The organism is Pseudonocardia benzenivorans CB1190 (assembly GCF_000196675.2).
GTDB lineage: Bacteria > Actinomycetota > Actinomycetes > Mycobacteriales > Pseudonocardiaceae > Pseudonocardia > Pseudonocardia benzenivorans.
Map to the genome: position 1 here is coordinate 7,020,372 of NC_015312.1, position 11,623 is coordinate 7,031,994.

12 protein-coding genes are annotated in these 11,623 nt (G+C 74.9%); 4 read left to right on the top strand and 8 right to left on the bottom strand.

Annotation, left to right across the window (positions count from 1 at the left end; translation table 11 throughout):
- Positions 1-32 precede the first annotated feature (32 nt).
- A complete protein-coding gene (locus PSED_RS33220) occupies positions 33-1,001 on the bottom strand; it encodes a LysR family transcriptional regulator ArgP (protein WP_013678592.1) in 969 nt (322 codons plus the stop codon).
- 73 nt (positions 1,002-1,074) lie between these two features.
- Here PSED_RS33220 and PSED_RS33225 point away from each other — a divergent pair, with 73 nt between their 5' ends.
- Positions 1,075-1,743, top strand: coding sequence for a LysE/ArgO family amino acid transporter (locus PSED_RS33225; protein ID WP_013678593.1), 669 nt, complete (start codon positions 1,075-1,077; stop codon positions 1,741-1,743).
- Here PSED_RS33225 and PSED_RS33230 read toward each other — a convergent pair.
- Positions 1,703-3,286, bottom strand: coding sequence for an MFS transporter (locus PSED_RS33230; protein WP_013678594.1), 1,584 nt, complete (start codon positions 3,284-3,286; stop codon positions 1,703-1,705). The genes PSED_RS33225 and PSED_RS33230 overlap by 41 nt on opposite strands.
- Positions 3,287-3,514: 228 nt before the next feature.
- On the opposite strand from PSED_RS33230, the gene PSED_RS33235 reads away from it, so the two are divergent.
- Entirely contained in the window at positions 3,515-4,078 is a 564-nt protein-coding gene (locus tag PSED_RS33235) for a TetR/AcrR family transcriptional regulator (protein ID WP_013678595.1), read from the top strand.
- Here PSED_RS33235 and PSED_RS33240 read toward each other — a convergent pair.
- Positions 3,961-5,526: an FAD-dependent monooxygenase gene (locus PSED_RS33240; protein WP_013678596.1), complete on the bottom strand. Its 1,566-nt coding sequence runs from the start codon at positions 5,524-5,526 to the stop codon at positions 3,961-3,963. The genes PSED_RS33235 and PSED_RS33240 overlap by 118 nt on opposite strands.
- A gap of 92 nt (positions 5,527-5,618) precedes the next feature.
- On the opposite strand from PSED_RS33240, the gene PSED_RS33245 reads away from it, so the two are divergent.
- A complete protein-coding gene (locus tag PSED_RS33245) occupies positions 5,619-6,353 on the top strand; it encodes an acyl-CoA-like ligand-binding transcription factor (RefSeq protein ID WP_013678597.1) in 735 nt (244 codons plus the stop codon).
- Between the two features lie 107 nt (positions 6,354-6,460).
- Positions 6,461-6,892 carry a hypothetical protein gene (locus PSED_RS33250; RefSeq protein ID WP_013678598.1) on the top strand — a complete coding sequence of 144 codons (432 nt, stop codon included), beginning with the start codon at positions 6,461-6,463 and terminating at the stop codon, positions 6,890-6,892.
- A 7-nt stretch (positions 6,893-6,899) separates the two neighbouring features.
- Here the strand turns inward: PSED_RS33250 and PSED_RS33255 are convergent, their stop codons facing one another.
- The 5 genes from PSED_RS33255 to PSED_RS33275 form a co-directional block, all read right to left on the bottom strand.
- On the bottom strand, positions 6,900-7,205 hold the full coding sequence (locus PSED_RS33255; RefSeq protein ID WP_013678599.1) for a hypothetical protein: 306 nt from the start codon (positions 7,203-7,205) through the stop codon (positions 6,900-6,902).
- A gap of 251 nt (positions 7,206-7,456) precedes the next feature.
- Complete coding sequence (locus PSED_RS33260; RefSeq protein WP_013678600.1) at positions 7,457-8,872, bottom strand: metallopeptidase TldD-related protein; 1,416 nt, start codon at positions 8,870-8,872, stop codon at positions 7,457-7,459.
- A complete protein-coding gene (locus tag PSED_RS33265) occupies positions 8,869-10,383 on the bottom strand; it encodes a TldD/PmbA family protein (RefSeq protein WP_013678601.1) in 1,515 nt (504 codons plus the stop codon). The genes PSED_RS33260 and PSED_RS33265 overlap by 4 nt, the downstream gene beginning before the upstream one ends.
- 38 nt (positions 10,384-10,421) lie before the next feature.
- Positions 10,422-10,775, bottom strand: coding sequence for a hypothetical protein (locus tag PSED_RS33270; RefSeq protein ID WP_013678602.1), 354 nt, complete (start codon positions 10,773-10,775; stop codon positions 10,422-10,424).
- Positions 10,772-11,575 carry a hypothetical protein gene (locus tag PSED_RS33275; protein WP_013678603.1) on the bottom strand — a complete coding sequence of 268 codons (804 nt, stop codon included), beginning with the start codon at positions 11,573-11,575 and terminating at the stop codon, positions 10,772-10,774. The genes PSED_RS33270 and PSED_RS33275 overlap by 4 nt, the downstream gene beginning before the upstream one ends.
- Positions 11,576-11,623 lie beyond the last annotated feature (48 nt).

The window sequence follows — 11,623 nt, forward strand, 5'->3', positions numbered from 1 at the left end:
GCGCCGTGTCGACGGTGCTGTCCGGTCCGCGCTCACGACCCACCCGACGCCGGTGGCGCGCCGGGCGCCGCGCGGCCGGCGCGCCGTGGCGGTCGTGGTCCGGCCCGGACAGGGTCGAGCACCGCGCGGGCCTCGGCGACGACCTCGTCCGCGACGGCGTCGAGCAGCGGGGAACGCAACCGCCAACGTTGCCAGAACAGCGGCACGGTGACCGGCGGGCCGCCCAGGCTCACCAGCGCTCCCGACGCGAGCGCACCGCGCGACTGCGGCGGCATCAGCAGCCCCCATCCCAGGCCCATCCGGACCGCGGCCGCGAAGTCGCTCGTCGCGGGCACGAGGTTGCGCGGCGGCGCGGCCGGGTCGGCACCCCGGGCGCGCAGCCAGCGAGTCTGCAGGTCGTCGCGCCGGTCGTAGTCGACCAGCGGCGCCCGCGCGAGCGCGTCGGCGGTCGGCCCCTCGGGGAACCACCGGGCCGCGAACTCGGGGGTGGCGACGGCGTCGTAGCGCATGACGCCGAGCGGGGTCACCGCGCACCCCGCGACCGGCGTCCCCTGCGCGGTGACGGCCGCGGTGACGGTGCCGTCGGCGAGCAGGCCTGCGGTGAAGTCCTGGTCGTCGCGGTGCAACTCGAAGACGACGGCGTGCCGGCGCGCGACGCGACCCAGGGGCGCGAGGAACCAGGTGCCGAGGGAGTCGGCGTTGACGGCGAGGGCGAGCCGGACGGGTGCGGCGTCGTCGGGCTCCGCGCTGCCGAGCCCGCTCAGCGCCTCGTGCTCCAGCAGCGCGGTCTGCCGCGCGAGCCGCACGACGGCCGCGCCGGCCTCGGTGGGCCGCACCGGCTTCGAGCGGACCAGCAGGATCCGTCCGAGCTGGTCCTCCAGCCGCCGGACACGCTGGCTCACCGCCGACGGCGTGAGGTGCAGCCGCTGCGCCGCCGCCTCGAACGTTCCCTCGTCGACGATCGTCGCGACCGTCTCCACGAGCTCGTGCGCCAGCCTCATGTGAAGCTACGCTAATGGCACTGAAGAATCCTGAGCTAGATTGCGGCTGCTCCCGCTCCTAGCGTCGGCGTCCGTGCCCGCCCTGCTCTCCGGCCTCGGACTCGGCCTGTCCCTCATCGTCGCCATCGGCGCGCAGAACGCCTTCGTGCTGCGCCAGGGCGTCCGTCGCGAGCACGTGGCCGCCGTCGCGCTCGTGTGCATGGGCAGCGACGCCGTCCTGATCACCGCGGCGGTCGCGGGCGTCGGGGCGGTGCTGGCCGCGGCGCCGTGGCTGGTCACGGTGGTGCGGTGGGCGGGCGCGGCGTTCCTCGTCGGCTACGGGCTGCTCGCCGCACGCAGGGCCTGGCGGCCGTCGGGAGCGGCACTGGTCGTCGACCCCGGCGCCGGCCCGGGCCCGACCGGCACCGGTCCGACCGGCGGGACGGCGGGAGGCTCGCCGGGGACCGTCGTCCGTGCCCGGCCGATCGTGCCGGTGCTGGCCACCTGCCTCGCGCTGACCTGGCTCAACCCGCACGTCTACCTGGACGTGCTGCTGCTCGGGACCGTCGGCAGCGCACACGGGACGGACCGCTGGTGGTTCGCGGTCGGCGCGGTCGTCGCCAGCATCACCTGGTTCACCACGCTCGCCTTCGGTGCCCGGCTCGCCGGCCGGTGGCTGCGGTCCCCGCGGGCCTGGCGGGTGCTCGACGGCGCCGTCGCCGTCACGATGCTGGCGCTCGGCGTCGGGCTGCTCGTCGGCTGAGCTGAGCCCCGCGGAAGGAGACCGGACCACGGGGTCGTGAGCGGTGCAGGACCACCCAGGCCGTGACGGCGACCGCGACGAGCCAGCCGGCGCCGACGCCCGCGGTGACGTCGACGGCCAGCGTGAACGCACCACGGGCCGAGTCGAGCAGGGCGGGGTCACCGGTGACCGTCGCGACGTCGACGGCACCGCCGAGGGTCTCGCGCGCAGGGCCCGCGGGCGCGTCGACACGTCCGCGGTAGACGGCGGTGAGCACGCTGCCGAGGACGGCCGTGCCGAGCACCGCGCCCAGCTCGTAGGCCGTCTCCGACATGGCCGAGGCCGATCCCGCCCGCTCGACGGGTGCGGCGGTGAGGACGACGTCGTTGGTCAGCGTCTCGGTCAGCCCGATCCCGGACCCGACGAGCACGCCCGCCGCGACGAGCAGGCCGCCCGTCGTGCCCGTGCCGAGCAGGACGCACAGCGCGTACCCGGCCCCGGCGGTCGCGAGGCCCGCCGGCACGAGCGTCCTGATGGGGAAGCGGCGGGCGAGCGCGGCCGCGCCCAGGCCGGCGACGACCGTCGCGACGAACCCGGGGAGCAGCAGCAGGCCGCTGCGCATCGGGTCGAGTCCCAGCACCAGTTGCAGGTACTGCGCGGAGAAGAAGAGCAGGCCGGTCAGGGCCGCCATCGTCGTGAGGTTGGCGAGCATCGCGACGCGCAGCACCGGTGAGCGCAGCAGCCGGACGTCCAGCACCGGGTCGCGCCCCGCGGCCGTCAGCCTGCGCGCGCGCCGGACGAAGCCCGCGGCCGCGCCGACACCGACGGCCAGCGCCGCCACGGCGAGCGGCAGCGACCCGCCGGACCCCACGAGCTTGACCGCCAGCACGATCGGCGCGACCGCGAGCAGCGACAGTGCGACGCCCACCAGGTCGAGCCGACCGGCCAGCGGATGCCGCGCCTCGGGCAGCATCACGACGGCGAGCACGGCGATCAGCACCGTCACCGGCACGTTGACCAGGAAGACCGATCCCCACCAGAAGTGCGCGAGCAGCACGCCGCCGACCAGCGGGCCCAGTGCGGCGCCCGCGGCGAAACCGGTCGCCCAGATCGCCAGGGCCAGCCGGCGCTCGTCGCGGTCGGTGAACAGCGAGCGGATCAACGCGAGCGTGCTCGGCATCAGCATGGCGCCGAAGAACCCCAGCAGCGCGCGGGCCGCGACGAGGTGCGCGGCGTCGGTCGCGAAGGACGCGGCGAGCGACACGATCCCGAACCCGCTGACGCCGACGACCAGCAGCCGCCGCACACCGATGCGGTCGCCGACGGTGCCCATCGTGACCAGCAGCCCGGCCAGCACGAGCGGGTACGCGTCGACCATCCACAGCAAGGTCGTCGCGCTCGGCACGAGCGCGGTGGTGATCGCGGGCAGCGCGAAGCTCAGCACGGTGTTGTCGACGGCGACGAGCAGCGTCGGCAGGAACAGCACGGCGAGTGCGAGCCACTGCCGGGCGCCCGCGCGCGCGGGGATCGGACGCGCGTGGGCGCGCGGGAGCGTGACGGTCATTCGGGGGTCCTCGTGCGGTGGTGCAAGTTCCGGGTCTCTATACCGTCCAGACGGTACAGTTTCGCAGGTTGTTCCCGCCATCGGCCAGATGTGCGACGCGCCACCGGTCCCCGACGCAACCGGTACCCGGCCCGGCCGGACCGCCGCGGCGCCCGGCCCGCCGGACGGCCGACCCGCCCGGCGCCCGGTCGACCGGAGAACCCCGTGGCGCCCCCCTAGACTCGCGCGGTGGCCGGCGCCCGTGATCGCGTTCTCGACGCCTACGAGACGCTGCTCATCGAGGCAGGCCCGGGCAGCACGACGCTCGACGCCGTCGCCGCGGCCGCCGACGTCTCCAAGGGTGGGCTGCTCTACCACTTCGCGTCGAAGGACGCACTCGCCGCCGGGCTGCTCGAACGCCTGCGCGCCCGCAGCGCCGCCGACGCCGACGCGATGCGGGCCGACCCCGATGGCGTCGTCGCCTACTACCTGCGCACCTCGGTGCCGGGCCGGGCCTCACCCGTCGGACTGACCCGCACCTACCTCGCCGCACTGCGCATCGCCGACGCCAGCCCCACCGGCCTCGCCGCGCGCGACGCCATCGCCGCCGTCGACGCCGACGGGCTGGCCGCGCTGCGCTCCGAGGTCCCCGACCCCATGCTCGCCTGGCTCGTCCAGCTCGTCGGCGACGGCCTCTACCTCAGGACGCTCACCGGGGCGCCGATCACGGGGGTCGGCGACGTCGAGGACCTCGTCGCGGTGCTGCGCGCGCTCGTCAGTGCCTCGTCGGGCGGGAGCACGGCCGAGAGGTAGGCGCGGACCGCGTCGGGGTCGGTCGTCCGCAGGCCGATGTGACCGTCGGGGCGCACCAGGACGAGCTCGCCGTCGACGGGCCGGTACGCATCGTGGGCGTGCCCCTGGGTGTCGACGACCCCGGCCGCGCCACCCGGGCCCGCGATCCCGACCCGGCGCACGCCGATCCCGACCTCCGGCGGCATCGCGCCGAAGCCCAGCACGGTCCACGTCGAGCCCCTGAGCAGGTCGAACAGCCGGACCGGTCGCGCCCCGGGCTCACCGCACAGCAGCTCGGTCGCGTCCGGGGCACGGTCGCCGGGCCGTGGGCCGGCCGCCGTCGCGCCCCCGTCGGGTGCCAGCGGGCCGCCGCGATAGGTGAGTCCCAGCTGGAGGGCGCGTGTGCCGTCCTCGCCGCGGTCGAGCAGCGTCCGCCGGGTGAGGCGCGCCGACAGGCCCAGCACCTCGGCCGCGACGGGCAGCCGCTCGGCCTCGTAGGTGTCGAGCAGCGCCGGATCGGCGCCCGCGACGACGGCGGCGAGCTTCCACCCGAGGTTCGCCGCGTCCTGAATGCCGGTGTTCATGCCCTGGCCACCCGCGGGCGAGTGCACGTGCGCCGCGTCGCCCGCGAGCAGCACCCTCCCCGCGCGGTAACGGTCGACCATCCGCTCGTTGAGCCGCCAGCGCGACGACCAGCCGACGTCGACGACCTGCACCTGGCCCCCGGTCGCGCGGTCGAGCAGTTCCTGCACCACCTCGCGGGTCGGCTCGCGGTCGTCGTCGGCAGCCGTCGAGGCCTGGAACTGGAACCGGTCGGTCGAGGCCAGCGGGCACAGCGCGATGAACGCGCCCTCGGCGCCTCCCCACGCGTGCCAGTGGTCGCGGTCGACGCCCTCGACGCGGACGTCGGCGATCAGCATCCGGATGGTCTCGTCGGTCTGCCCGAGGAAGGTGAACCCACCGAGGTGGCGGACCGTGCTGGACCCGCCGTCACAGCCGACGACCCAGCGCGCCGCGATCCGGGCGCCGTCGTCGAACATCGCCGTCGCGGACCCGTCGCCCTGGGCCAGACCGGTCAGCCGGCGACCGAACTCCACCTGGACGCCGTGGCCGGCCAGCGCGTCGCGCAGCGTCTCCTCGACCCGGAACTGCGGGATGATCAGCGGCCGTGCGTACGGGCTCGACGGTGTCGGAGCCGCATCCGGGTGCAGGTCCCTGACCTCGAACCCGCCCGCGCCGTCGGGCACCCGCATGGGCAGCCGGAACCGGCCGAGGCCCAGCAGCCGCCGCCCGACCCCGAGCAGGTCGAGCACCTCCAGCGTCCGCGGCTGCAACCCCTTGCCGCGTGACCCGGTGAAGGGCCCGGCGGCCGCGTCGACCACCCGGACCCGCACGCCGCGGCGCGCAAGCTCGCATCCCAGTGTCAGGCCAGTCGGGCCTGCCCCCACCACGAGAGCGTCGATGTCCATGCGCCCGACGCTACCACTATTATGGAACTGAGTCTCATAAAATACTGAGTATTATTCAGCCCTGAGTCGCAGGACCGGACATACTGCGGGACGTGAGACCCCCGAACCCCGGACTGCGCGAACGGAAGAAGGCCCGTACCCGGGCGGAACTGCAGCGGCACGCGCTGCGGCTGTTCCGCGAACAGGGCTTCGCCGAGACGACCGTCGACGAGATCGCCGCCGCCGCCGACGTCTCGCGCAGCACGTTCTTCCGGTACTTCGCGACCAAGGAGGACGTCGTCCTGTTCGACGACGTCGACCCGCTCATGGCCGAGGCGTTCGCCGAGCTGCCCCCCGACACCCCGTTGCTGACGGCCCTGCGCACCGGCGTCACCACCGCGTTCCGGCGGCTGCCACCCGAGAAGCGCGAGCTCGAGGAGGTGCGGATGGCACTGGTGCGCAGCGCCCCCGAGCTGCAGGCCGCCGCACGCGAGCGCAGCGGGCTGACCGTCACCGCCATCGCCGACCAGGTCGCCGACACCTACGGCCGGCCGCACGACGACCTCGACGTCCTGCTCTTCGCAGGTGTCGTCGCAGGTGCCCGGCTGGCCGCGCAGGCCCTCGCCGACCGCTCCGGCGAGGCCTACATCGACGTCCTCGACCGCGTCATGATGCGGCTCGAGGACGGCCTCCCGCTGCGGGAGCTCACCATCGGTGAGGGCAGCGCGCGGCTGGCCGCCGGGATCGCGGATCGGGCCGCCCGATCCGACGACACGTCCGGCGGCGCATCCGGCGGTGCGGCGGACCACCGGCCGGACGCACCGCGACGGGAACAGCACCGGATGTGACGAACCGCGTCGGAATGCCCGGCCTCGGCCTGCATGATGAACATGCCGACGGGGTAGGTCTTGTCGAGGCGTGCCGTCGTGACGACACCGAGTGCAGGAGGCCCATCGTGACCACCGCCCAGTATCTGGTGTTCCTCGTGGTCGCGGTGGCGCTCACCGTCGCCGTGGGGCGAGTGCTGTTCCTGTCCGGGGAGCCCTTCCTCGAAGAGGTCTTCCAGAGCAACGAGACCGCACGTTCGCTGAACGTGCTGCTCACGGTGCTGTTCCATCTGCTCACGCTGGGCGTGCTCGCGATCATCTCGACGGTCGACGTCCCCGTGGAGGGCGTCGTGCAGACGATGGTCACGAAGTTCGGCATCGTGCTCGTCGTCGTCGGCGTCGCCTACGGGGTGTCGATGCTCGTGCTGCTCAAGGTCCGCGAGCGCCGGCGCGCCGCGATCACGTCCGAGAACGTTCAGGTCCGGATCGCCGAGCAGAAGGCGCGATCCACGACGATGCCCACGACCGGCGGCGGCGAGCCCGTCCCGCCCGCGGGCTGAGCGCTCTTCAACGGGCGCGCGCGGCCACCGCCCCGGCCTCGCGCGCGATGACCGGCAGCAGGATGGGCAGCCGGTGGGCCGTGACGTTCCAGAACCGGGTGTCCGGATCGGCCGCCCGCCATGCCGACGCCAGCCGCGTCGCGGACTCCTCGTCGACCACCCGGCGCGGGCGCGGGCGCATCCGGGAACGCCTGCGGACCTCCCGGTCGAGCTCCCGCCAGGCCTCGGCCGCCGATCCGTGGACGCTCACCGCCGGTTCGCCGGAGTCGTCACCGATCACCAGCGTGTAGGCGCTGACCACGTCGTACGACACAGGCGGAAACTCCCTCGGCTCACGGGACCGCGGCGGCATCGGCGGGGTACCAGGACGGCGTGCATCGTGCGGGTCCAGGGTGAGGCATGACGCCGGACAGCGGACACAGGCGCGCCGGACGGTGGCCGCACTGCGCCGACCCGTGACGGCCGCCGCGGGCGCCGGGCGGCCCGCGACCGCTCGGCGCCGACACCTGTCGTCGTGGCTCCCCGTCGGCCCGTGAGCGGGGACAGCGCCGTCACGCCTGCACGTCAACGGCCCAGCGACACCGACGACATGTTGAAGTCCGGCACGCGCAGCGGGGGCATCGCCGAGCGGGTGAACCAGTCCTTCCACTCCCGGCCGATCGTCGGCACCGTGGCCCCGACCTCCGTGGTGCCGCGCAGCACGTCGAGCGGGGAGTGGTTGAACCGGAAGTTGTGGTCGACCTCCGCGACCACCTCGCCGTTCTCCACGAGGTACACGCCGTCGCGGGTGAGGCCGGTGAGCAGCAGCGTCGTCGGGTCGACGGCGCGGATGTACCAGAGGCAGGTGAGCAACAGGGCCCGCTCGGTGCCGGCGACCATCTCGTCGATCGACGAGGCCGTGCCCGACGGGCCACCCCGCAGGAGCAGGTTGTCGCCCGCGGGGGTGAACGCCGTGCCGAACTCGGCGGCCTCGGCACGGGAGTACACCAGCTCGTTGACGACCCCGTCGCGCACCCAGTCGACCGCCCGGGTCGGTGCGCCGTTGTCGAAGACGCTCGTGCCGCCGCCCGAGCTCGTCGCCACCACGAACGGCTCGTACTCCAGGCCGCGGGCGGCGGGATCGCTGGTCAGCGTGAGCGGGAGGTCGGTGAGCCGCTCGCCCACGCGCACCCCGTCGGGACCCGAGAGCGCGCTGTGCCCCTCCTGCGCCGCCCGGCCCTCCATCGACCAGAAGAGGTAGATCATCAGGTCGGCGACGGCCGACGGCGGCAGCAGCGTCTCGTAGCGGCCCGGTGGCAGCGTCACCTTCCGGTCGCCCCACTCCAGCCGTCGCGCCGCGTCGGCCGCGAGCGCGACGACGTCGACGTCGGTGAAGTCCTGCGACCCCGTCGCCGTCCACGCCGAGCGCTCCAGGTCGGGTGTCTTGACGTTGAGCTCCACCGATCCCGTCGGCTGCACCCAGCGTCGCCGCACACCCGTCGACGTGCCGAGCCAGACCGTGGTGAGCGAGTGGCTGGCGAAGCCGTACTGCCGCAGGTCCCCGCCCAGCACCTCGGCCAGGCCGGTCGCGAGGTTGCCGAAGACGCCGATCGACGTCGCCGCCGCGGCGTCGGACCAGGCCGGGTCGTCGACGATCTCGGCGGGCAGCTCCGCGGCGTCGTCCGCCGGGCCGGCCTCGCGCGCGGCCTGCTCACTCGCCGCGACCAGGTCGGCCAGTTGCGCCGGGTCGGTGATCGACACCGCGGAGCTGACGACGCCCGCCGCCGTGCCGCCGTCGACCCGCAGGAGCGAGATCACCGTCGTCCGCCGGGAGGTACCGAGACCGTTCGTGGTCATCGTCGAGTTCGCCCAGCGCACGGCGGCCTCGCTCGTCTCCGACACCACGACGACACGGCCCGCGAGGTCGGCGCCGCCGTGGCCTGCCCCGAGCACCCGCTCGACGATCTCCTGCGGCGCGAGCGCGGTCGACAGCGTGGTCATCGGCCCTCCTCCTGCGTGTTCAGGACGTTGACCCCGCGGAACAGCGCGGACGGGCAGCCGTGGCTGACCGGCGCGACCTGGCCCGGCTGGGCCTTGCCGCAGCTCATCGTGCCGCCGAGGCGCCAGCTCGACGGGCCGCCGACCGCCTCCATCGACCCCCAGAAGTCGGTCGTCGTGGCCTGGTAGGCGACGTCGCGCAGCTGGCCGGCGAGCCGGCCGCCCTCGATCCGGTAGAAGCGCTGCCCGGTGAACTGGAAGTTGTAGCGCTGCATGTCGATCGACCAGGACTTGTCGCCGACGACGTAGATGCCCCGGTCGACCCGCCCGATCAGGTCCTCGGTGGTCGTGTCGCGGTCCGGGTCGGGCTGCAGGGACACGTTGGCCATCCGCTGGATCGGCACGTGGTGCGGGGAGTCGGCGTAGGCGCAGCCGTTGGACCGCTGCAGCCCCAGCCGCGGCGCGAACGTCCGGTCGAGCTGGTACCCGACGAGCACCCCGTCGCGCACCAGGTCCCACTCGCCCGTGGCGACGCCGTCGTCGTCGAACCCGACCGTCGCCAGCCCGTGCTCGACGGTGCGGTCGCCGGTGACGTGCATGACCGGTGAGCCGTAGCGCAGGGTGCCGAGCTTGTCGGGGGTGGCGAAGCTGGTGCCGGCGTAGGCGGCCTCGTAGCCGATCGCCCTGTCGTACTCCGTGGCGTGGCCGATCGACTCGTGGATGGTCAGCCACAGGTTCGTGGGGTCGATCACCAGGTCGGTCGGGCCGGCCTGCACCGTCGGCGCCTTGGTCTTCTCCGCGAGCAGCTCGGGGATCGCGGCGAGCTCGCCGTCCCAGTCCCACCCCTGGCCCGTGAGGTACTCCCAGCCGCGGCCCGCGGGCGGGGCGAGCGAGCTCATCGTCTCGAAGCCGCCCGCTGCCCGGTCGACCGTCGTCGCCGTGACGGCCGGCTCGACCCGGACCCGCTGCTGGAGCGTCCGGGTGCCCGCGAGGTCGGCGTAGAACTTGGTCTCCCGCACCTGCCCGACCGACGCCTGCACGTGGTCGACCCCGTCGGCCGCCAGCAGCCGCTGCGACCATTCGGCGAGCAGCTCTACCTTCTCCCGCGTCGGCACCGCGAACGGGTCCGTCGCGTACGACGACACCCACTCGGCCGCGGGGTACACCGGCTCGTCGGCCCGCTCGACCCGCTCGCGCGCCACCGGGGCCAACGTCCGCGCCACGGCCACCGCCTGCTCGGCCGTCGCCGCCGCCCGCTCCGCCGTCAGCTCCACGTGCGACGCGAAGCCCCACACACCGTCGACGACGACGCGCACCGCGAGGCCGACCGACGTCGAGTCGGACACCCCGGTGACGGCGCCGTCGCGCAAGGCGATCGACTGCGAGACGGCCCGCTCGACCCGCACGTCGGCGTGTCCGGCGCCGAGCTCACGGGCGCGCTGCAGCGCCGCGTCGGCCAGCGCGTCGAGCGGGAGCTCCCGGAACGCCGGGTCGATCCTCGGATCTGGTGCCACCCCCGCAACCTACCGACGGGCACCGACGGCGAGATCGACTACCGGAACGAGCCGTCCCCACCCGAGAACCAGGGCAGCCAGGACCACCAGCCGTCGCCGTCCCCGCCGCCGCCGTACCCGCCCTCGTCGGGCGCGTCCGCGAGACCGGGCAGGACCCCGGCGCCCAGCCGCAGGACCTCGTCGACGAGCCCGTCGCCGTCGAGGTCGGTGTGCAGCAGCAGGTCGGGTCCGTCGAGCACCGCCACGGTGTCGGCGCGGCCGTCGGCGTCGGTGTCGGCACCACCGGCGACGGGCAGGCCCGGGAGGGTGTGCGCATCCGGTGCGTCGAGATCGTCGACGGCAGCGGGATCCCGCACGGCAGCAGGGTCGGGAACGGCAGCAGGGTCGGTCACGTGTGCTGCTCCTCTCTCGCGGGGGCCGCCCGTTCCCCCGGCGGGCCCGTCAACCCACGCAGCTGCGCGTCGATCTCCCCGGCCCGGCGGACGACGGCGGGGTCCAGCGCGGCGACGACCTGCCGCTCGGTGTGCAGCAGCGCCGTCAGCAGAGCCGACTCGAGGGCCGCCCGCAGCGACGCCGTGACGCCCGGGACCCACCGTCGCCAGCGTTCGCGGTCGGCAGCGCCGCGACGCCCCAGGACCGCGGCGACCAGCGTCACCACGCCGGCCGCCGCACCCGCCCAGACCGCGGGAGATCCCGCGCCCCCGGCCACCGCCGGGAGCCCCACCACGGGCAGCCCGGCGAGCGGCAGCAGCGCGGTGCGCCACAGGGCGCCGCCCGTCGCCGCCGTCTGCCAGAGGCCCGGCGGCGGCGGGGCGGGCGGGATCAGGATGTGCACCGGACCGGGCACCCAGCCCTCGCCGGCCGAGGTCGGCAGCCCCCGCGCCGAGGCGATCCGCCGCAGCTCGGGCACCAGCCCCTGGCCGGCCCGGTCGAGCACGTCGGCGACGATCCGTTCGGCGGCCGCCGCCGCGTGCCGCGGCAGCAGCGCACGGTCGGCCCGGCCCGCGCGGTCGAGGTAGCCGAACAGCTCGGCCGACAGGGCCGCCACCGCCGTGGCCGAGCGGGCCGCCGCCGCGACCCGCGCCAGGCTGCACGCCGCGCGGACCTCCGCGGCGTGACCGGGCAGGGCCAGGCGACGGGCGCGCAGTTCCGCGCGCGCCATGCGCACCGCGTCGGCATACCGGTCGGGCATGTGCCCACCGTGGCATCCGGCCCCGTGCGCCCGGACCCCGTCGCGTAC